Raw genomic sequence first — 21,828 nt, 5'->3', positions numbered from 1 at the left:
ACACAGAATGGTACGGATTCACGCTTGAAACACGAACGCATCGATTATCGCACGGGCATCCTGTCGTCCCCCGCGGAGGTGCCGGCCGAGGAATGGAACGCGCTGCTTGCCCGCGACGCGCAGCCGACGCCCTTCCTGCGCCACGAATTCCTCGACGCGCTGCACGTCGCGCGCTGCGCGGTCGACGATACCGGCTGGTCACCCCGCTTCGTCACGCTGACCGACCCGCGCACCGGCCGCCTCGCGGCCGCCGCGCCCGTCTATGCGAAACAGCATTCGTACGGCGAATACGTGTTCGACTGGGCGTGGGCCGACGCGTACCAGCGCAACGACCTGCCCTACTACCCGAAGCTGCTGTGCGCGGTGCCGTTCACGCCCGTGCAGGGCACGCGCCTGCTCGCGGCCGACGACGACGCGCGCCGCCGGCTCGCGGCCACGCTGCTCGCCTTCGCCGAGCAGAGCGACGTGTCGTCGCTGCACGTGCTGTTCCCGACCGGCGACGAAGCGGCGCTCCTCGAATCGATGGGGATGATGCTGCGCGAAGGCGTGCAGTTCCACTGGATCAACGACGGCTACCGCCACTTCGACGATTTCCTCGCCACGCTCGAGCAGAAGAAACGCAAGAACATCCGCGCGGAGCGGCGCAAGGTGCACGATGCGGGCGTGACGTTCCGGCGGCTCACCGGCGACCGGATCACCGACGCCGACTGGCGGTTCTTCTCGCGCTGCTACCGGCAGACCTATCGCGAACACTATTCGAGCCCGTACCTGAACCTCGACTTCTTCCGCACGATCGGCGCGACGATGCCCGAGAACCTGCTGCTCGTGATCGCGGAAGCCAACGGCCAGCCGATCGCGAGTGCGCTCGCCGTCTACCGGCGCGGCGAAAACGGCGGCGGCACGCTGTACGGCCGCTACTGGGGCGCGGTCGAACATGTGCCGTGCCTGCATTTCGAAACGGCCTACTACCAGTTGCTCGAATTCTGCATCGAGGCCGGGCTCGATACGTTCGAAGGCGGCGCGCAAGGCGAACACAAGCTCGCGCGCGGCTTCCTGCCGACCGTCACGCACTCCGCGCACTGGCTCGCGCACCCGGCGTTCTCGGACGCGGTCGCGCGCTTTCTCGAACGCGAGACCGAGCATATTCACGCGTACGTCGACGAACTGCGCGAACACGATCCGTTCCGGCGCGGCACCGGGTAACGCGAGACGGCTCGCGCGCCGGCCCGCATCGGAAGCATCCGGCGCGTGGCCGGCCGGGGCGCCGCCCCGGGCCCGCCCGATGCATGACGCGGCCGGTCAGCGCGCCGCGAGCGACACCGCCCGCGACAGCGCCTGCGGATCGCGCGACGACGCGGCGGCCGTGAGCGTATAGCTGCCCGCACTGACCCGCCATGCATGCGTGGTCACGTCCCAGGTCGCGAAACGCTGCGACGGAATCGCAATGCCGACCGTGCGCGCCTCGCCCGGCTGCAGCGCGACCTTGGTCCAGCCGACCAGCCGCTTCGGCGGTTCGCCGAGCGATGCGGGCAGCGCCGCATAGACCTGCACCGTCTGCACGCCGGCCCGCGCGCCCGTGTTCGTCACGGTCACGCCGACCGTCACGTTGCCCGATGCATCGGCCGCCGCGGTCATCCCGGAAAGCGCGTACGTCGTGTACGACAGACCGTAGCCGAACGGGAACAGCGGCTCGATTCCCTTCGCGTCGAACCAGCGATAACCGTACGCGAGGCCTTCCGCATAGACCGATTGCTGGCTCGCCGGATCGATCGCCGGTTGCGGCAGGTCGGCTTCCTGCTTCGGGAACGTCAGCGGCAGCCGGCCCGACGGGTTCGCATCGCCGAACAGCAGGTCGGCGATCGCCTGGCCGCCCTGCACGCCCGGATACCACGCTTCGAGCACGCCATGCACGTTCGCGAGCCACGGCATCAGCACGGGGCTGCCGTTCTCGAGCACGACGATCGTGCGCTTCGCCTTCGCCGCGACCGCGGCGATCAGCGCGTTCTGGTCGTACTGCTGGTTGTACGGATCGGCCTTCGCGTCGGGCAGCGACAGGCTCGCCAGGTCAAGCCCTTCCGTCTGCCACTGCGTCGCGAACACGATCGCGACATCGGCCTGCGCGGCCGCGCTCGCCGCGGCATTCGCGTCGGTTCCGTCGAGATAGCCGACCGACGCGTTCGGCGCCTTCGCGCGGATCGCCGCGAGCGGCGCGGACTTGTACCAGGTCGCGCAACCGCCGAACAGCATACCGGCCGGTTGCTGACAGGTCGTCACCGCATTGCCGTCGATCGCCGGCACCGCGCCCGAGCCGCCGCCCGACAGCACGCCCGCGTCCGCATGCCCGCCGATCACGACCACCGACTTCAGCGCGCCGGCCGCCAGCGGCAGCACGGGCTGCGCATCGCCGGGCGCGGCCGCATTCTTCAGCAGCACCGCGGATTGCCGCGCGATCGCGAGCGCATCGGCATTGCCCGCGGCCTCGTCGATCGCGCCGCCCGCCTTCGGCGGCGCGTCCATCACGCCGATGCGGATCAGCGTGCGCAGCTTGCGCTGCACCATGTCGTTCAGCCGCGACGCAGACACGCTGCCGGCCTGCAGCGCCGCGCGCAGCTTCGTATTGAAGTACGAGCCGAGCGGTGCGTTGCCGTCGTCGGCCGCGCCCGGCTGTTCCTCGTCGAGCCCCGCCTGCACGGCCGCGACCGTCGAATGCGTCGCGCCCCAGTCCGACTGCACGACGCCCTTGAAGCCCCATTCGTTCTTCAGCACCGTCGTCAGCAGATACGGGTTCTCGCACGCATACACGCCGTTCAGCTTGTTGTACGAGCACATCACGTTGCCCGGCCGGCCGTCCTTCACGCCGATCTCGAACGCGAGCAGCTCGGCCTCGCGCATGGTTCGCTCGTCGACGACCGAATCGACCGTCATCCGGTTGGTTTCCTGGTCGTTGAACGCGAAATGCTTGATCGTCGCGATCACCTTCTGCGCCTGCGTCGCCTGCGTGCGCGCGGCGCCAAGCGTGCCCGCGAGCACCGGATCCTCGCCCATGTATTCGAACGTGCGGCCGTTGCGCGGCTCGCGCGCAAGGTTCACGCCGCCGCCGAGCCCTTCCGCGAAGCCGAGCGCGCGCAATTCGAGCGCGATGCGCGTGCCGTAGGTGCCGGCGAGCGCCGGATCCCACGTCGCCGCGAGCGCGACCGGCGCGGGCAGCGCGGTCACGCGCGCATTCTTCACGTTCACGCCGCCTGCCGAATCGGCGCTGCTGACGCCCGGAATGCCGAGCCGCGGCACGCCCGGGATGTAGCTCGCGCCGTTCAGCGCGTCGGCCGGAAACGGGCCGCCCAGGTCGAGTGCGGGCATTCCCGTGCCGTGCACGAGCTGCAGCTTCTCGTCGGTCGTCAGTTGCGCGACGAGCGCGGCCGCGCGCTGGTCGGCCGCGGCGTCGGGGTCGGCCGGCGCGGCCGGGCCTGCGTGGATGTCGTCGCCGCCGCACGACGCGAGCAGCACCGTGAGCGCACACGCGGACGCAATCGTCGAACACCGGAACAGCGAAGTTTTCATTGATCCTCCTGAATCGATCTGTTGTACTGGTCGCCACACTCCAGCGTCCGAGTCTAAGAATCGACCGGTCACCACGCTTGACCGGCAGGAGCATGCGTTGACCTCTCGCAGCGGGGACAAACCCGAACGGCATGACGACAGGGAGACAGGCATGGAGCTGCGACAGAAATCGGTATCCGTCCGGATATACCGCTGGCTGTGCGAAGACGCGCGCGCGAACGGCGTCGACATCGCCCCGCTATACGAGACGCTCGGCATCGGGCCGGCCGAGCTCGCCGACAACACGCGCCGCATCGCGGGCGACCGGCACGTCGCCGCGATGCGGCTGACGAGCGCGTGGCCGCTGTCCTGGTACCGCTCGCCGCCGCACGCCGTGCCGTGGCTCGTGCCGTTCCCGGAACTCGCGGGCGTCACGTGCAACGCGGCGACGCTGCGCGACGCGCTGCACGGCTACCTGCACTATCGCGAGCTGATCGGCAACGTCGACTGGATCTTCGCGCACGAGAACGGCGACGCGATCGCGATCGAATACGTGAACGAAGGCGATGGCCGGCACGCAGACAGCGCGCTCGCGAACCTGGCGATCCTCGCGGCGCTCGCCCGCCTGTACGATCCGCACGTGCGTGTCGACGGCGCGGAATTCGCCGGCCGTGCATTGGTGCCCGCGGCCGCGCTGCGCGACATGCTCGGTGCGCCGGTGTCGTTCGATGCCGCGCACAACCGCATCGTGCTGCGCTCCGCGCACTTCGACACGCCGTTCGAGCGCTACAACGCACCGCTCGCCGACATCCAGCGTCATGCGGCCGACACCGCGCGCGACCGGGTTCGCGTGCGCTCGACGTTCGGCTCGTCCGTCGAGCAATGCGTGCGCGACTGGCTGCGTACCTCCGACGACGCCGACGTGCCGACCGACACGCTGATGCAGCACGTCTGCACGCGCTTCGCGATGTCTCGCTGGACACTGCGCCGGCGGCTGCATCGTGAAGCCGTCGGCTTTCATGCACTCGTCGCGCAGGCGCGGCTCGGCGAGGCGCGCGACCTGCTGCTGAATACGCGCTTGCCGATCGGCGAGATCGGCGTGCGCGTCGGTTTCCGTTCGACGAGCGCGTTCACGCGCTTCTTCACGCGCGAACTCGGCGCGGCGCCGAGCCGCTTTCGAGACGGGCATGGCGACCGGTGGCGTTGACGGGCACTTTTTCTGAGACACTGGCGGCTTCGCCCCCCGCCGACCTGCCATGTCCTGGTTTCTGTATCTGATCGAATGCGCCGACGACAGCGTCTACACCGGCATCACGACCGACGTTGCCGCGCGCTTCGACGAGCATGCCACCGGCAAGGGCGCGCGCTATACGCGCTCGCGCAAGCCGCGCGCGGTGCTCGCGTCGTTTCCGCTGCCGGACCGGTCGAGCGCGTCGCGCGCCGAATACTGGGTGAAGCGGCTCACGCCCACGCAGAAGCGTGAGCTGGCGGCAGGGCTGCGGACGCTGGAATCGGTGCTGCCGACGGAGGTGGCAATCGACGGCAGCGGTGAGGTGGCCGGATTGAAGGCGGGTACGCGCGGGCAGAAGAAGGTGAAGAAGGTGAAGAAGGCGGAGGACGTCGATAGCGCGACGCAGACAGCTGAAATTGGGCAGCCTGATGCGAAGACGGCAACAGCCGGGAAAGCCGGGAAAGCCGCCAAGTCTGCGAAAACCGCGAAACCGCGACAAGCCGCCCAGGCACCGAAGGCGGCAAAAGCCGCGCCGGTCGCGAAGCGCGCCGGCAATGCGGTCGCAAAAAAGACCGCGTCGCGCGGCACGCCGTCGCAAAAGAACCGACAGGGCGCGTCTCCGTCGTCGAAAGGAAAAGCGCCATCAGCCAGCGGCAAGCCCGTCACGAACGGACGCGACACCCCTGCCCCCGCGCCGACTCGCCGCCCCACGTCGGCCACGGAAACCGCCGAAGCCACCGTGCCCTCCGTTGCCGCTCGACGCGCCAAACGCACGACGGGCACGACGGGCACGACGGGCACGACGGGCGCGTTGGCCACCGCCGCCCCGCCCGCATCCCCTTCCGCACGCAAGCAGACCGCACGCACAAAACAAAACCGCGCGGCCTCCTGAGGAGACACGCGCGGTTTGCGTTTCGCACGAACCGGCCGTCGGCCGGTACGCCGCTTACTTCTTGTAGTTCGCTGCGCCGTCGGCGATTTCCTTGTGCGCGGCTTCGATGCCGGCCCAGCCTTCGACCTTCACCCACTTGCCCTTCTCGAGCGCCTTGTATTGCTCGAAGAAGTGCTTGATCTGATCCTTCAGGTACTCGGGCACGTCGTCGATCGACTTCAGGTTGGCCGTCATCGGGCAGACCTTGTCGTGCGGCACGGCGACCAGCTTCGCGTCGACGCCCGACTCGTCGGTCATCTGCAGCATGCCGAGCACGCGCGAACGCACGATCGAGCCTGCCAGCAGCGGGAACGGCGTGATCACCAGCACGTCGACCGGATCGCCGTCGCCCGACAGCGTCTGCGGGATGTAGCCGTAGTTCACCGGGTAGCGCATGCCCGTGCCGATGAAGCGGTCGACGACGAGGAGGCCCAGTTCCTTGTCCGCCTCGTACTTCACCGGATCGCTTTGCGCGGGAATCTCGATGATCACGTTGAAATCTTGCGGCAGGTCCTTGCCGGCCGGAACATGATTGAAGCTCATGAGCACTCTCTGTAGGTCGATGGGAATTCGGGACAGGGCGCCGCGGCCGATGCACCGCCGCAGGCGTCCCGCAAGGGAATGCGCCATTATAGCCAATCGACCGGTGGCGTCCGGATGACGATCGGCCGATAATCGTTCCGGATGCCCGGCCGTCGGACCGCCGGCCGCGTTATGGGGAATCGATGCGGGCGTTGAAGTGGTGTCGCCGGTCGATGGCGAAGCATGGGGCTCGAGTAAGCGCAAAGGCGCTCATTCGGATCTACCGCAAAGTATGGGACCCGAGCAGGCGCTGAAGCGCTAAACCGGGTCAACCGCAAAGCATGGGACCCGAGCAGGCGCAAAAGCGCTAACCCGGGTCAACCGCAAAGCATGGGACCCGAGCAGGCACAAAAGCGCTAACTTGGGTCGACCGCAAAGCATGGGACCCGAGTAAGCGCTGAAGCGCTAACTCGGGTCGACAGGAGCTGGCATGGAAGAGGCGAAGCACTTCATCGCGGGCGAATGGACGTTGCCCACGCAACTGGAAACCATCGCGGTCATCGATCCATCCGACGGCCAGCCATTCGCATCGATCGCCCGCGGCACGGCGCCCGACATCGAGCGCGCGGTCGCCGCGGCCCGCGACGCATTCGCGGGCCCGTGGGGCGCCGCCAGCGCCGCCGAGCGCGGCCGCGTGCTGATGCGGCTGTCGGCGCGTGTCGCCGCCGCGATCGAGGAACTCGCCGCGATCGAGGCGCGCGACACCGGCAAGCCGCTGAAACAGGCACGTGCGGACGCCGCCGCGCTCGCGCGCTACTTCGAGTTCTACGCGGGCGCCGCCGACAAACTGCACGGCGAAACCCTCCCCTATCAAGCCGGCTACACGGTGCTGACGGTGCGCGAGCCGCACGGCGTCACGGGCCACATCGTGCCGTGGAACTACCCGATGCAGATCTTCGGGCGCAGCGTCGGCGCCGCGCTCGCGGCCGGCAACGCATGCGTCGTCAAGCCGGCCGAGGATGCGTGCCTGTCGTTGCTGCGCGTCGCCGAGCTGGCCGCCGAGGCCGGGTTGCCGGCCGGTGCGCTCAACATCGTCACCGGCTACGGCCATGAAGCGGGCGCCGCGCTCGCGCGCCATCCCGGCATCGACCACATCTCGTTCACGGGGTCGCCTGCCACCGGCAAGCTGGTGACGCAGATGGCGGCCGAGAACCACGTACCCGTCACGCTCGAACTCGGCGGCAAGTCGCCGCAGATCGTGTTCGCCGATGCCGATCTCGAAGCGGCGCTGCCCGTGCTCGTGTCCGCGATCGTGCAGAACGGCGGGCAGACCTGCTCGGCCGGCAGCCGCGTGCTGATCGAGCGCGCGGTGTACGAACCGCTCGTCGAGCGGCTCGCCACCGCGTTCAACGGGCTGCGCGTCGGCCCCAGCCGAGCCGACCTCGATTGCGGCCCGCTGATCAACGCGAAGCAGCAGCAGCGCGTGTGGGATTTCCTGTCCGACGCGCAGCACGACGGCATTCCGATGGCCGCGCACGGGCAGGTCGTCGCCGACGCGCCCGAAAGCGGCTTCTACCAGGCGCCCGCGCTGCTGCGCGACGTGCCGCCGTCGCACCGGCTCGCGCAGGAGGAAGTGTTCGGCCCCGTGCTCGCCGCGATGCGTTTCGTCGACGAAGACGAAGCCGTCGCGCTGGCGAACGGCACGCCATACGGTCTCGTCGCGGGCATCTGGACGCGCGACGGCGCACGCCAGATGCGTGTCGCGCGGCGCCTGCGCGCGGGTCAGGTGTTCATCAACAACTATGGCGCGGGCGGCGGCGTCGAGCTGCCGTTCGGCGGCGTCGGCCACTCGGGGCATGGCCGCGAGAAAGGCTTCGAGGCACTGTACGGCTTCACCGTGCTGAAGACGATCGCGATCCGGCACGGCTGATTGCGTAGCAAGCAGCACGCGGCACGTGGCCGGCAGCGCCCGGCCGCGTGCCGAAACACGACGGCACTCATATCCAGCACAGGAGACACACCATGCGGTTGAGCGGCAAGACGGCAATCGTCACGGGCGGAGGCTCGGGGTTCGGCGAAGGCATCGCGAAGACGTATGCGCGCGAAGGCGCGAACGTCGTCGTCAACGACCTGAACGGCGCGGCGGCCGAGCGCGTCGCGAGCGAGATCGCGCTCGCGGGCGGCAAGGCCATCGCGGTGGCCGGCGACGTGTCGAAGCGGGATGACTGGCACGCGCTGCTGCAGGCCACGCTCGACGATTTCCGCGCGGTGCAGATCGTCGTGAACAACGCGGGCACCACGCACCGCAACAAGCCGGTGCTCGACGTGACGGAAGCCGAATTCGACCGCGTGTACGCAGTCAACATGAAGAGCCTGTTCTGGTGCGTGCAGACCTTCGTTCCGTACTTCCGCGAACAAGGCGGCGGCGTGTTCGTGAACGTCGCGTCGACGGCCGGCGTGCGGCCGCGCCCGGGCCTCGTCTGGTACAACAGCACGAAGGGCGCGATGATCACCGCAAGCAAGTCGCTCGCGGCCGAGCTCGGCGCGGATCGCATCCGCGTGAACTGCATCAACCCCGTGCTCGGCGAAACGGCGTTGATGACGGAATTCATGGGCTGCGAGGATACCCCCGAGAACCGCAGCCGTTTCCTCGCGACGATCCCGCTCGGCCGCTTCTCGACGCCGCAGGACATCGCGAACGCGGCGCTTTACCTCGCATCCGACGAGGCCGAGTTCATCACGGGCGTCTGCCTCGAAGTCGACGGCGGGCGCTGCATCTAGCCGTATCCCGGCTGCCCGGCCGGCACAACGTTCACGCAGGCATCGCACGAAACCGGGTCCGGCGCCCTGCGCCCGCCCCGGCCCATGACAAACCCAACAAAAAGGACAGGAGACAACATGGCAACATCGACGCAGTCGCTGCCGGGCTCGTCCGGCGCATTCGAGGAAGCGACCTACCGCAAGGTGTCGTGGCGACTCACGCCGCTTCTGCTGCTGTGCTACGTGGTCGCGTATCTCGACCGCGTAAACGTCGGATTCGCGAAGCTGCAGATGGCGAGCGACCTGAACCTCAGCGATACCGTCTACGGGCTCGGCGCCGGGATCTTCTTCTTCGGCTATTTCCTCTTCGAAGTGCCGAGCAACATCATCCTGCACAAGGTCGGCGCGCGCGTGTGGATCGCACGCATCATGGCGACGTGGGGCGTGATCTCGATCCTGACGATGTTCGTCACGACGCCCACGATGTTCTACGTGATGCGTTTCCTGCTCGGCGTCGCCGAAGCGGGCTTCTTCCCCGGCGTGATCCTCTACCTCACCTACTGGTATCCCGCGCACCGGCGCGGCCGCATGACGACGTTCTTCATGACGGCCGTCGCCTTGTCCGGCGTGATCGGCGGGCCGCTCTCGGGCTTCATCCTGAAGGCATTCGACGGCATGAGCGGGTGGCACGGCTGGCAATGGCTGTTCCTGCTCGAGGGTATTCCATCGGTGCTGGTTGGCGTCGTCGTGTTCCTCAAGCTGGACGAGCGGATCGAGAAGGCAACCTGGCTGACCGACGACGAAAAGGCGCTGCTCGCGCGCAACGTCGACGCTGAAGAAGCCACCAAGGAAGACCTGCCGCTCGGCGCCGTGATGTCGAGCCCGCGCGTGTGGCTGATGGCGCTGATCTACTTCTCGTTCGTGATGGGGCTCTACGGCGTCGGCTTCTGGCTGCCGACGATCATCAAGGCCACCGGCGTGACCGACACGTTCATGATCGGCCTGCTGTCGGCGATTCCGTATGCGGCCGCAGTGGTCGCGATGATCCTGATCGCACGCAGCGCGGACCGGCACCGCGAACGCCGCTGGCACGTCGCGATTCCGGCCGCGATCGGCGCGCTCGGGCTCGTGCTGTCGGTGATCTGGGCGCACCAGACCGCGCTCGCGATGCTCGGCCTCACGCTCGCGACGATCGGCATCCTGACGACGCTGCCGCTGTTCTGGAGCCTGCCGACCGCGTTCCTCGGCGGCACCGCGGCCGCGGCCGGCATCGCGATGATCAACTCGATCGGCAACCTCGCCGGCTTCCTCAGCCCGTACATGATGGGCTGGCTCAAGCAGGCAACGGGCGCCAACGATTCGGGCATGTACGTGCTTGCCGGGTTCCTCGTGCTCGGCGGGTTGCTGGCGCTGTCGGTGCCGAAGCGGCTGGTCGACAAGTGATGCGGAGCGCGACACGATCATGACGACGGAGCCAACCCGCATGCCCCATCGAATCCTCCGGGCAGCCGGCAGCCGCGTGCTGGTCCGCGATCCTGCCGCCGGGCCAGTCCAACGCGAAAGCGATGCGCTCGACCTCGTCGCGCTCGCGTACGAGCACGAAGCCGACTGGGTCGCGGTCCCCGCGGACGCGCTGCACGACGACTTCTACCGGCTCGACAGCGGGCTGGCGGGCGCCGTCCTGCAGAAGCTCGTCAACTACGGCGTCAGGCTCGGCGTGGTCGGTGACATCGAACGCTGGCTTGCGCGCAGCGAAGCGCTTCGCGCGCTCGTTCGCGAATCCAATCGCGGGCAATCGGTGTGGTTCGTCGCGAACGAGGAGGACCTGCTGCGCAAGCTCGGCGCATGACGTGTCGTCCAGCCCCACTCCGGACGAAAAAAAGCCCCGAAGGCCGGACAACCTTCGAGGCTTTGTTGCGCAGGTTGCGCGAGCCGCCTGCAGCAGGCAGCCCGAGTGACCGGCGTCAGACCACCGTGATCGCGAGCGCGCTTTCGCGGTAATGCTTCGCCGCCTTGTCGGTTTCGCCGAGATGCTCGAACAGGCGCGCGAGCGCGCGATGCGTACGCACCTTCAGCGCCTCGTTGTCGGCCAGCTTCAGTGCCGATTCGAGGAACGACTGCGCCTTGCCCCACAGTTGCTGCTGCTGGCACAGGCGGCCGAGTGCGAACAGCAGGTCGGCATCGTCCGGGTGATCCTTCTTCCACCCTTCCGCCTTCTGGATCAGCGGCAGCGCATCGGCGCCGGCCGTGTCCGGGTAACGGCGCAGCAGGCGGGCATCCCAGTTGTGCGCGAGCGCGTCCTCGACGATGCGGCGCGCTTCGTTGCGGCGCTCGAGCGGGACGAGCAGATCGGCCGCGAGATCGGCGAGACGCGGCGACTGGCGCTCGGCCGGCGACAGCGACTGCCACACCTCGAGCAGCGCGTCCGGGTCGTGCCGGCGTTCGCGCAGCAGGTTTTCCGCAGCCTGCTGGCGCAGCCGCACGGCCGCGGCCGGATGCAGCGCCTCGCGCTTCTCGAGCGCCTTCGCGAGCTTCAGCACCTCGGCCCAGTTCTTCAGCTGCTGCTGCGCACGCAGCGCGACCTGCTGCGCATGGATGCGCTTGCCGCCCGCCTGCAGGTCGGCCAGCGCGGCAAGGGCGCCGTCGGCATCGCGCGCATCCGCTCGCATGTCGGCCGCGGCGAGCAGCCGCGCGTCCTGCCATTCCGGCGCGTCGACCTTCGACAGCCAGTCGTCACGGCGCGTGTACTCGTGCATCCGGTGCGCGGCCGTGGCCGCGACGAGACTCGCCGCGCCCTGGTTCGCATCGACCGACAGCGCTTCGCGTGCGGCCTTCTCCGCCCGCGAGAAGCGGCCCGCGTACAGGTTCGCGATCGCGTCGCGCAGCGATGCCTGCGCCTTCTCGTTGCGCGAGCGCGCCCGATACGCGGCGACCCGCTGCGGCATGCGCCAGATGTTGCGCACGATGCGCAGCAGCGCATACACGGCGATGAACAGCACGACGATGGCGATCACGAACAGGTTCAGCGACACGTCGATCCGGTACGGCGGATAGACGAGCAGCACCTGCCCCGCGTCGAAACGGCCGACGGTGGCAAGCGCAGCGGCGATCGCGAACAGGATCGCGAGCCAGACGATTCCTCGAAGCGTCATCGTTACCCCCGGCTCTTGAACTGCTGAACGGCGTTCAGGCTGGTGTTCAGGTTCGGCACCGCAACCGTCAGCGACGCGCCGTCCACCTGCTTGAGCAGATCCTCGACGGTCTGCGTGTCCTTCGATGCCTGGTCGAAATACTTCCCGAGCGACGCCTGCGCGGCGTGCAGGTCGGCCTTCATCGCGCCGTCGTTGCGCGCGAGCAGCGACAGGCGCGCGGTCAGCAGGCGCAGCTTCACGTTCTCGCGCACGAAGTAGCCCTGGTCGGGCGACGCGAGCATGGCGTCGGCGTTGTCGATCCGGCGCACCTGCACGAGCCCCTTCAACTGCTGGCCGAGGCCGGCCGAGAAGTCGTGCCACCACACCTTCCAGCGCGGCTCGCCGGCCACGGCCGACGACGCGGCGTCGGCCGGCGCGGCCTTCGGCGCCTCGTGCGGGACGATCGCTTCGCCGGACAGCGGCAGCGCGTCGATCTTCGCGATCGCGTCGTCGAGCTTGATCGCAAGGCCGGTGAGGTCGGCCGACGGTGCGGCCTTCAGCTTCTCGATGTCGAGCGCGAGCGCCTTGCGCACCGTGACGGCCTGCGCGCTCTGCGACGTCGCGAGGCGCGCGTCGGCGTTCTGCAGCGCGATCAGCGCGAGCTGCGTGTTGCCGGTCAGTTGAAGCTGCTGGCTCGCGCTCGACAGCATCTGGTCGACTTCCTCGAGCATCCAGGCATCGCGGTTGCGCGACAGGTCCTGGTATTGCTGCTGCAGCGCCTGCTGCGCGCTCTGCGCGTCGGCGAGCTTGCCGTCGAGCTGCGCGAGCTGCGTGTCGACCTGGTGCGTGCTCGCGAGCGCCTGCTCGGTCTTCAGGCGCGTCTCGGCCGTCTGCGCATCGAGCGCCTTCTGGCGCGCGACGAACGTGCCGTCGAGCCGGTCGATCTTGCGGTTCAGCGCGTAGCCGCCGACGCCCGCCGCGCAGCCGAGCACGACGACGACGAACCACAGCACCGCGCTGCCGCCGCGGCGCGCGGGCGGTTCGGACGCCATATAGGCAGGACGGGACGGCGGTGCGGATGCAGCGGCCGGCTGGGAAGCGACGCTGTTGGAATCGTTGGTATCTGTCATGCGTTTAGTCACCGGTGCGGCTGTCGCCGGTTGGACGGCCTGGTCGGCCATCGTTCGAAACGCGCGGACGATGCGCTCATCGCCCGCGCCGGTCAGCGTAATCCTATCAAAACCCAATGCACGCGCGGTCTGCTCGATCCGCGGATGCGGCGTCACGAGCGGCGCGTGCTTCAGCGCGTCGATCTCGGCATCGTTCAGATGCGCCCGCGCGAGTTCGTGCAGGTTGCGCACGCCTTCCGAGCTCGTGACGAGCCACGCATGCGGCTCGCCGTCGAGCAGCGCATGCACGCGCTCCCACGCGCCGACGCGCGGATCAGGCACGACGCGCCGATATGCGGCGACGAGCGCGACATCCGCGCCGGCCTCGCGCAGCCGGTCGGCGAGCCATTCGCGCCCGCCGTCGCCGCGCACGATCAGCACGCGCTTGCCCGCCAGCGCCTGCGCGCCGCCGAATGCGGCCTCGATGCACGCGAACAGGCTTTCCGAATCGTAATGGGGTACGCCGCCGTCGGCCGGCGCCTGCGGCGCGATCACGCGATACGCGGGCGCCGCGATGCCGTGACGCTCGAGCGCCGCGACGCTGCCGGGCCCGACCACGCCGACCGGCAGCGCGTTCGGCCAAATCGCGCCGTACTGCGCGAGCGCGCGGTCGATCGCGTTCGGCGACACGAAAATCACCAGCGCGTAGTCGGCGAGCGCCGCGAACGCTGCGTCGAGCGGCGCAGGATCGTCGAGCGGCGCGATGTCGATCAACGGGAATTCGAGCACGTCGCAGCCGGCCTCGGCCAGTTGCGACGCGAGCGCGCCGGACTGGCCGTCCGGGCGCGTCAGGACAGCGGTGAACGCGCGCGCGCCGCCCGCCATCAGGCGTCGCCCTTGCCGGCGGGCGGCGCGCCCGCGAGCAGCGCCTGGACGATGTCGAGCGCGCCTTGCGCCTCAAGTTCGTCGGACACGGCGCGGCCGAGCGCGAGCGCATCGGCGACGGTCATGACGGCCCCGCACGCCTCCGCCGTCAGCACGCGTTTGCCGTCGGTCGTCGACACGCGGCCCGTCAAGTACAGTTCGCCCGCGCGCCACACCGCGTGCGCGGCGAGCGGCACCTCGCAGCTGCCGCCGAGCGCGCGAGACACCATCCGCTCGGCCTCGACCGCGAGCGCGGTCTGCGGGTCGTGCAGCGGCGCGAGCCACGCCGCGACGTCGCTGCGCTGCGATGCGATCTCGATGCCGAGCGCGCCCTGGCCCGCGGCGGGCGGGCTCGCCTCGACGTCGAGCAGCGCGCGGATCCGCGCGTCGAGGCCGAGGCGTTTCAGGCCGGCGGCCGCGAGGATGATCGCCGCGTAGTCGCCGCGATCGAGTTTCGACAGGCGCGTGTCGAGGTTGCCGCGCAGCGGCCGCACCTCCAGGTGCGGGTAGCGCGAGCGCAGCATCGCCTCGCGGCGCAGGCTCGACGTGCCCACCACGGCGCCGGCTGGCAGCGCATCGAGCGACGCGTAGTCGTTCGACACGAATGCATCGCGCGGGTCCTCGCGCTCCATGATCGCGGCGAGCGAGAAGCCGTCGGGCAGCGCCATCGGCACGTCCTTCAGCGAATGCACGGCGAGATCGGCGCGGCCGTCGGCCAGCGCGGCCTCCAGTTCCTTCACGAACAGCCCCTTGCCGCCGACCTTCGACAGCGTGCGATCGAGAATCTGGTCGCCGCGCGTCGTCATCCCGAGGATTTTCACGTCACAAGCTGGATATAATTTGCGCAGCGCATCACGCACATGTTCGGCTTGCCACATCGCCAGGCGGCTTTCGCGCGAAGCAATCGTCAACGTCGCGGGCGGCTGTGCCTGTTGCGGCCCGGCCGCAGGGGTCTCGGAATTCATTGCTGGAACATCGAAGGACGGGATTGAAGATCGAACAATGGTAGCACGCACGCCCCTGCCCGCCCGGGCCCGGAGCCTGCGCCCGGCCTGCCGCCGAGCGGGTCGCGGCGCCGATGTGCGGATGCGCCGCACGTAGCTGGTTGCATGACCGTAGTTTCGCAGTTTCCGCAGTTCCTTTTGACTCGAGCTTTCCCAAGGAAACCCATCGTGAAGTCTTCCGGATCGGCGCGTACGGCGCGCCGCAATGCTGCCCTGTCCTCCTCCGACGCCTCGACGGACCCCGTCGCCACCACCGCGAACGGCCGTGCGAAAACGGCAACGAAACCGAAAGACCCGATACGTCAGACAAAACGCACGGCGAACGCCGCCGGCCCGGCTGCCCGCACCGCGGCCCGCACGGCCGGCGCGACGAAGTCCGGCACGCGCACGCGCGAGGACAAGGACGGCCCGCTGTTCGAGGACATCCGCTTCCTCGGCCGCCTGCTCGGCGACGTCGTGCGCGAACAGGAAGGCGACACCGTGTTCGACGTCGTCGAGACGATCCGCCAGACCGCGGTCAAGTTCCGCCGCGAGGACGACAGCGAAGCCGCGCAGACGCTCGAGAAGAAGCTGCGCAAGCTGACGCCGGAGCAGACGGTGAGCGTCGTGCGCGCGTTCAGCTATTTCTCGCACCTCGCGAACATCGCGGAAGACCGCCACCACAACCGCCGCCGCCGCATCCACGCGCTGGCCGGCTCCGCGTCGCAGCCCGGCACGGTCGCGTACGCGCTCGAACAGCTGAAGACGACCGGCAACGCGTCGAAGCGCCTGCTGCAGCGCTTCTTCGACGATGCGCTGATCGTGCCGGTGCTCACCGCGCACCCGACCGAAGTGCAGCGCAAGAGCATTCTCGACGCGCAGCACGACATCGCGCGCCTGCTCGCCGAGCGCGACCAGGAACTGACGAGCCGCGAGCGCCAGCACAACGAAGCGATGCTGCGCGCGCGCGTGACCGCGCTGTGGCAGACCCGCATGCTGCGCGACGCGCGCCTGACGGTCGGCGACGAGATCGAGAACGCGCTGTCGTACTACCGCGCGACGTTCCTCGACGAACTGCCCGCGCTGTACGGCGACATCGAGGCCGCACTCGCCGAGCACGGCCTGTCCGCACGCGTACCCGCGTTCTTCCAGATGGGCAGCTGGATCGGCGGCGACCGCGACGGCAACCCGAACGTGACCGCGGCAACGCTCGACGAAGCGATCAACCGCCAGGCCGCCGTGATCCTCGAGCACTATCTGGAACAGGTGCACAAGCTCGGCGCCGAGCTGTCGGTGTCGAACCTGCTCGTCGGCGCAAACGACGCCGTGAAGGCGCTCGCGGCAGCTTCCCCCGACCAGTCGCCGCACCGCGTCGACGAGCCGTATCGCCGCGCGCTGATCGGCATCTACACGCGCCTCGCGGCAAGCGCGCGCGTGCGTCTCGGCGAAGGCACGGTGCCCGTGCGCAGCGCGGGCCGCGGTGCGCCGCCCGTGCGCGCGATCCCGTATGCGGATTCCGACGCGTTCGTCGCCGACCTGAAGGTGCTGACCGCGTCGCTGGACGAACACCACGGCACGTCGCTCGCCGCGCCGCGCCTCGCGCCGCTCGTGCGCGCGGCCGAAGTGTTCGGCTTCCATCTCGCGAGCATCGACCTGCGCCAGAGCTCCGACATCCACGAAGCCGTGGTCGCCGAACTGTTCGCCCGCGCGGGCGTCGAGGCCGACTACGCGGCACTCGCCGAGGAAGACAAGCTGCGCGTGCTGCTCGCCGCGCTCGCCGATCCGCGTCCGCTGCGCTCGCCGTACCTCGAATACTCGGCACTCGCGCAGAGCGAGCTCGGCGTGTTCGAGAAGGCACGTGAAGTGCGCGCGCAATTCGGCGCACGCGCGGTGCGCAACTACATCATTTCGCATACGGAAACCGTCAGCGACCTCGTCGAGGTGCTGCTGCTGCAGAAGGAGACGGGCCTGCTCGAAGGCGCGCTCGGCGTACCGGGCGGCGATGCGAGGAACAGCCTGATGGTGATCCCGCTGTTCGAGACGATTCCCGACCTGCGCGACGCCGCGCGCATCATGCGCGAGTACTTCGCACTGCCGGGCATCGACGCGCTGATCGCGCATCAGGGCGCCGAGCAGGAAGTGATGCTCGGCTATTCGGACAGCAACAAGGACGGCGGCTTCCTCACGTCGAACTGGGAGCTGTATCGTGCGGAGCTCGCGCTCGTCGACCTGTTTCGCGACCGCAAGATCACGCTGCGCCTGTTCCACGGCCGCGGCGGCACGGTCGGCCGCGGCGGCGGCCCGACCTACCAGGCGATCCTGTCGCAGCCGCCGGGCACCGTGAACGGCCAGATCCGCCTGACCGAACAGGGCGAGGTGATCGCGAGCAAGTTCGCGAACCCGGAGATCGGTCGCCGCAACCTCGAGACGGTCGTCGCCGCGACGCTCGAAGCAACGCTCCTGCCGCAGAACAACGCGCCCGCGCAGTTGCCGGCGTTCGAGGCCGCGATGCAGACGCTGTCCGATTCGGCGATGGCCGCGTACCGCGCGCTCGTCTATGAAACCCCGGGCTTCACCGACTATTTCTTCTCGTCGACGCCGATCACCGAGATCGCCGAGCTGAACATCGGCAGCCGCCCGGCTTCGCGCAAGCTGCAGGATCCGAAGCAGCGCAAGATCGAGGACCTGCGCGCGATTCCGTGGGGCTTCTCGTGGGGCCAGTGCCGGCTGCTGCTGACGGGCTGGTATGGCTTCGGCAGCGCGGTGAGCGCGTATCTCGACGGCGCGCAGGACGACGCCGAGCGCACAAAGCGCGTCGCGCTGCTGAAGAGGATGAACAAGACCTGGCCGTTCTTCTCGAACCTGCTGTCGAACATGGACATGGTGCTCGCGAAGACCGACCTCGCGGTCGCGTCGCGCTACGCGCAGCTCGTTTCCGATCGCAAGCTGCGCAAGCACGTGTTCGAGCGGATCGTCGCGGAATGGGAGCGCACGTCGCAGGCGCTGGCGGAAATCACCGGGCACGAAGGCCGCCTCGCGACCAACCCGCTGCTCGCGCGCTCGATCAAGAACCGCTTCCCGTATCTCGATCCGCTGAACCACCTGCAGGTCGAGCTGATCAAGCGTCACCGCGCGGGCGACACGAACGCGCGGCTGCGCCGCGGGATTCACCTGACGATCAACGGGATCGCGGCCGGCCTGCGCAACACCGGCTGACCCGCCTGCGGCGCGGTGTGATTCCGCGCCGACCGACATCGTGGAAGCCGCGATACGCGATGGTGCGTATCGCGGCTTTTTCATGCGCGGGCAAAACCGCCGCGGCGCCCCTCACGCTCAGTGCGCGTCGATCAGCAGCGCGTCGTGTTCGAACGAACCGTCGGGCTGCACCGCGTAGTAGGCGCGCACCTCGTCGGGCGCATGCGCCCACAGCGCGCGAATGCCGGTGACGCTGTCGGCCGGCGTGCGGATGCGCGCGACCCACGTATCGAAATCGATCGGCAGCCGCCAGCGGCTGTGCACCTGCGCGTCGAAGCCGGCTTCGCGGAACATCGCCAGCCATTCGTCCGCACGGTAGTCGCGCACGTGCGACGCGTCGCGCAGCACTTCCGCGGCCTGCAGGTAGGTATCGAGAAGCGGATGGTCGTTGCCGGCGATATCGATCATCAGCACGCGGCCGCCCGGTTTCAGCACGCGGCGCACCTCGGCGAGCGCCGCGCGCATGTCGTGCCAGTGGTGCGCGCTCATCCGGCTCACGACCCAGTCGAACGTCGCCGGGTCGAACGGCAGTTGCTCGGCCGGGCCCTGCTGCGTGCGGATGTTGGCGAGCCCGCGTTCGCGCGCGGCCGCGTCGACGGTCGCGAGCATCTGCGCGGCGAGATCGTAGGCGACCACGTCGCGCACGTGCGGCGCAACCGCGAAGCTCGCATGGCCGGCGCCGCAGCCGAGATCGAGCACCGCGGCGTCGGGCGTTGCGCGCACCGCATCGGCGAGCGTCTGCAGATCCGCACCCGTCGCATGGACCGTGCTCGTCAGATAGGCGGCGGCCGTCGTGCCGAATGCGTCGGCGACCTGGTCGTGGTGTTTCATCGTTCGCTCCTTTGTACCGTTGCCGGCACGACAGACGCCTGCGCGCCTGTACCGGCCCCATGCAACGCGTTTTGTGGGACGCGCGCTGCCCTGCCAGCACGCGAGCCGCTACAATAGGCCTGCGTTTGTACCAGTACAAGTTAAGCAGTTATTCTGGTATTCGATACACCTGCCTGATCGTTGCCGCGCCCCCGCTTCCCTTTCACCGTTTCCGCATGAACCACCCGTCCTCCGCCCCGGTCCCGCCGCTCGACGCCACCCCCGCTCGTGCACTCGGCGAATTCATCCGCGCCCACCGCGAGCGGCTGTCGCCGCAGGCCGTCGGCCTGCCGCCCGGCCCGCGCCGCCGCACGCCGGGGCTGCGGCGCGAGGAAGTCGCGCAACTGTGCGGCGTCAGCCCGACCTGGTACACGTGGATCGAGCAAGGCCGCCCCGTGTCCGCGTCGGCCGACGCGCTCGCGCGGATCGCCGTCGCGCTGCAACTGTCGAAGGCCGAGCGCGCGTACCTGTTCGAGCTGGCCGCGCAGCGCGACCCGGCCGAACCCGACGTCGCGGGCGGCGACCTGCCGCCGACGCTCGCCGCGACCGTCGCGGCAATCGCGACACCCGCGTACGTGCTCGACCGGCAATGGAACGCGCTCGCATGGAACGCACCGGCCGCCGCGCTCTTTTCCGGCTGGCTCGACGGCGAGCACGACCGCAACCTGCTGCGCTTCACGTTCATGTCGCCCGCCGCGCGCACGCTGATCGTCGACTGGGAAACCCGCGCGCGACGGCTCGCGGCCGAATTCCGCGCCGATTCGATCCGTCACCTGGCCGATGCGCCTACTCGCGCGCTGATCGACGCACTGACCGCCGGCAGCGATGCGTTCGCGCAGTACTGGGCGTCGCAGGACGTGTTCGAACGCGAAGGCGGCCTCCGCGAATTCGACCATCCGGCCGACGGTCGCCTCGTGTACCAGCAGATCACGCTGAAGCCCGCGCACCGCGAGGACCTGAAGCTGGTGGTGCTGGTGCGCGACTGAACGGGCCGGCACGCGCCCGCGCGCCGCCGCGAACGGCTGCGCGCCGCGGCGGGCAGGCCCGCGAATGTTAGAATCGCGGGATTCCCCCGGCGGCGCACGCCGCCCAAACATCCCCCTTCGAAGAATCGCCATGACGTCCCAACTGCACAAAAAGGGCGAGGCCTGGTCGGCCCGCTTCTCGGAACCGATGTCGGAGCTGGTCAAGCGCTACACGTCATCGGTATTTTTCGACAAGCGCCTCGCGCTCGTCGACATCGCCGGCTCGCTCGCGCACGCGAACATGCTCGCCGCGCAGAAGATCATCAGCGCCGACGACCTGGCCGCGATCGAACGCGGGATGACGCAGATCAAGGGGGAAATCGAGCGCGGCGAATTCGAATGGCAGCTCGACCTGGAAGACGTCCACCTGAACATCGAGGCGCGCCTGACCGCGCTGATCGGCGACGCCGGCAAGCGCCTGCACACGGGGCGCTCGCGTAACGACCAGGTCGCGACCGACATCCGCCTGTGGCTGCGCGGCGAGATCGACCGTATCGGCGGCCTGCTGAACGACCTGCGCGGTGCGCTGCTCGATCTCGCGGAACAGAACGCCGACACGATCATGCCGGGCTTCACGCACCTGCAGGTCGCCCAGCCCGTCACGTTCGGCCACCACCTGCTCGCGTACGTCGAGATGTTCTCGCGCGATGCGGAGCGCATGCGCGACTGCCGCACCCGCGTGAACCGCCTGCCGCTCGGCGCGGCCGCACTCGCCGGTACGAGCTACCCGATCGATCGTCACGCCGTCGCGAAGACGCTCGGCTTCGACGGCATCTGCACGAACTCGCTCGACGCGGTGTCGGATCGCGATTTCGCGATCGAATTCACGGCCGCCTCCGCACTCGTGATGACGCACGTGTCGCGCTTCTCCGAAGAACTCGTGCTGTGGATGAGCCCGCGCGTCGGCTTCATCGACATCGCCGACCGCTTCTGCACCGGCAGCTCGATCATGCCGCAGAAGAAGAACCCGGACGTGCCCGAACTCGCGCGCGGCAAGACGGGCCGCGTGAACGGCCACCTGATGGCGCTGCTGACGCTGATGAAGGGCCAGCCGCTCGCGTACAACAAGGACAACCAGGAAGACAAGGAACCGCTGTTCGACACGGTCGATACCGTCGCCGACACGCTGCGGATCTTCGCCGAGATGGTTGCCGGCATCACCGTGAAGCCGGACGCGATGCGCGCGGCCGCGCTGCAGGGCTTCTCGACCGCCACCGACCTCGCCGACTACCTCGTGAAGCGCGGCCTGCCGTTCCGCGACGCGCACGAAGCCGTCGCGCACGCCGTAAAGATCTGCGACGACCGCGGCATCGACCTGGCCGACCTGACGCTCGACGAAATGAAGCAGGAACTGCCGAACGTCGCGCACCTGATCGGCGAAGACGTGTTCGGCTACCTGACGCTCGAGGGCTCGGTCGCCAGCCGCAACCACCCGGGCGGCACCGCGCCCGACCAGGTGCGTGCGGCGGTCAAGGCTGCGCGCGCCGCGCTCGGCCAGTAAGCCCGCTGTTCCGGACGGACGCCTGCGGCGTCCGTTTTTCGTTCGGGCG

General features: G+C 69.0%; 16 protein-coding genes. 10 read left to right on the top strand and 6 right to left on the bottom strand.

The window, feature by feature from the left end:
• Nucleotides 1-24: 24 nt before the first annotated feature.
• Entirely contained in the window at nt 25-1,203 is a 1,179-nt protein-coding gene (locus HWX36_RS04375) for a GNAT family N-acetyltransferase (RefSeq protein ID WP_175951033.1), read from the top strand.
• Between the two features lie 96 nt (nt 1,204-1,299).
• On the opposite strand, the gene HWX36_RS04370 is transcribed toward HWX36_RS04375, so the two are convergent.
• Nucleotides 1,300-3,558: a glycoside hydrolase family 3 C-terminal domain-containing protein gene (locus tag HWX36_RS04370; RefSeq protein ID WP_175951032.1), complete on the bottom strand. Its 2,259-nt coding sequence runs from the start codon at nt 3,556-3,558 to the stop codon at nt 1,300-1,302.
• Nucleotides 3,559-3,709: 151 nt separating this feature from the next.
• Here HWX36_RS04370 and HWX36_RS04365 point away from each other — a divergent pair, with 151 nt between their 5' ends.
• Together HWX36_RS04365 and HWX36_RS04360 are read left to right on the top strand one after the other, a co-directional pair.
• On the top strand, nt 3,710-4,744 hold the full coding sequence (locus HWX36_RS04365; RefSeq protein WP_175951031.1) for an AraC family transcriptional regulator: 1,035 nt from the start codon (nt 3,710-3,712) through the stop codon (nt 4,742-4,744).
• A gap of 49 nt (nt 4,745-4,793) precedes the next feature.
• Nucleotides 4,794-5,660, top strand: a complete 867-nt coding sequence (locus tag HWX36_RS04360) for a GIY-YIG nuclease family protein (protein WP_175951030.1) — start codon at nt 4,794-4,796, stop codon at nt 5,658-5,660.
• 54 nt (nt 5,661-5,714) lie between these two features.
• Here HWX36_RS04360 and ppa read toward each other — a convergent pair whose 3' ends face one another.
• Nucleotides 5,715-6,242, bottom strand: a complete 528-nt coding sequence (gene ppa, locus HWX36_RS04355) for an inorganic diphosphatase (RefSeq protein ID WP_027786751.1) — start codon at nt 6,240-6,242, stop codon at nt 5,715-5,717.
• A gap of 469 nt (nt 6,243-6,711) precedes the next feature.
• Here ppa and HWX36_RS04350 point away from each other — a divergent pair, with 469 nt between their 5' ends.
• The 4 genes from HWX36_RS04350 to HWX36_RS04335 all read left to right on the top strand — a co-directional run bounded on the left by HWX36_RS04350 (nt 6,712) and on the right by HWX36_RS04335 (nt 10,830).
• The gene (locus tag HWX36_RS04350; protein WP_175951029.1) at nt 6,712-8,151 is read left to right on the top strand and encodes an aldehyde dehydrogenase family protein; all 1,440 of its coding nucleotides are present in this window, start codon (nt 6,712-6,714) and stop codon (nt 8,149-8,151) included.
• A gap of 92 nt (nt 8,152-8,243) precedes the next feature.
• Nucleotides 8,244-9,002 carry an SDR family oxidoreductase gene (locus tag HWX36_RS04345; RefSeq protein WP_175951028.1) on the top strand — a complete coding sequence of 253 codons (759 nt, stop codon included), beginning with the start codon at nt 8,244-8,246 and terminating at the stop codon, nt 9,000-9,002.
• A 117-nt stretch (nt 9,003-9,119) separates the two neighbouring features.
• A complete protein-coding gene (locus HWX36_RS04340) occupies nt 9,120-10,424 on the top strand; it encodes an MFS transporter (protein ID WP_175951027.1) in 1,305 nt (434 codons plus the stop codon).
• Between the two features lie 40 nt (nt 10,425-10,464).
• Nucleotides 10,465-10,830, top strand: a complete 366-nt coding sequence (locus HWX36_RS04335; protein WP_175951026.1) for a DUF4180 domain-containing protein — start codon at nt 10,465-10,467, stop codon at nt 10,828-10,830.
• A gap of 115 nt (nt 10,831-10,945) precedes the next feature.
• Here the strand turns inward: HWX36_RS04335 and HWX36_RS04330 are convergent, their stop codons facing one another.
• Genes HWX36_RS04330 through hemC form a run of 3 tightly spaced genes read right to left on the bottom strand, consistent with a single transcriptional unit; the run spans nt 10,946 to nt 15,110 of the window.
• Nucleotides 10,946-12,133: a heme biosynthesis protein HemY gene (locus HWX36_RS04330; protein WP_175951025.1), complete on the bottom strand. Its 1,188-nt coding sequence runs from the start codon at nt 12,131-12,133 to the stop codon at nt 10,946-10,948.
• 2 nt (nt 12,134-12,135) lie between these two features.
• Nucleotides 12,136-14,106 (bottom strand): fused uroporphyrinogen-III synthase HemD/membrane protein HemX, encoded by a 1,971-nt coding sequence (hemDX, locus tag HWX36_RS04325; RefSeq protein ID WP_175951024.1) that lies wholly within the window; start codon nt 14,104-14,106, stop codon nt 12,136-12,138.
• Nucleotides 14,106-15,110, bottom strand: a complete 1,005-nt coding sequence (hemC, locus tag HWX36_RS04320) for a hydroxymethylbilane synthase (RefSeq protein WP_175951023.1) — start codon at nt 15,108-15,110, stop codon at nt 14,106-14,108. The genes hemDX and hemC overlap by 1 nt, the downstream gene beginning before the upstream one ends.
• A 207-nt stretch (nt 15,111-15,317) precedes the next feature.
• Here hemC and ppc point away from each other — a divergent pair, with 207 nt between their 5' ends.
• Entirely contained in the window at nt 15,318-18,344 is a 3,027-nt protein-coding gene (gene ppc / locus HWX36_RS04315; RefSeq protein ID WP_175951022.1) for a phosphoenolpyruvate carboxylase, read from the top strand.
• Nucleotides 18,345-18,461: 117 nt separating this feature from the next.
• On the opposite strand, the gene HWX36_RS04310 is transcribed toward ppc, so the two are convergent.
• Nucleotides 18,462-19,214 (bottom strand): class I SAM-dependent methyltransferase, encoded by a 753-nt coding sequence (locus tag HWX36_RS04310; RefSeq protein WP_175951021.1) that lies wholly within the window; start codon nt 19,212-19,214, stop codon nt 18,462-18,464.
• Between the two features lie 215 nt (nt 19,215-19,429).
• Between HWX36_RS04310 and HWX36_RS04305 the strand changes: the two genes are divergently transcribed.
• The gene (locus HWX36_RS04305) at nt 19,430-20,239 is read left to right on the top strand and encodes a helix-turn-helix transcriptional regulator (RefSeq protein ID WP_129512718.1); all 810 of its coding nucleotides are present in this window, start codon (nt 19,430-19,432) and stop codon (nt 20,237-20,239) included.
• Nucleotides 20,240-20,369: 130 nt separating this feature from the next.
• Nucleotides 20,370-21,779 carry an argininosuccinate lyase gene (gene argH, locus HWX36_RS04300; protein WP_175951020.1) on the top strand — a complete coding sequence of 470 codons (1,410 nt, stop codon included), beginning with the start codon at nt 20,370-20,372 and terminating at the stop codon, nt 21,777-21,779.
• The last annotated feature ends 49 nt before the right edge of the window (nt 21,780-21,828 follow it).

The organism is Burkholderia sp. BCC0405, from assembly GCF_902833075.1.
Classification (GTDB): Bacteria; Pseudomonadota; Gammaproteobacteria; order Burkholderiales; family Burkholderiaceae; genus Burkholderia.
This window is presented reverse-complemented; position numbering and strand designations above follow the sequence as displayed.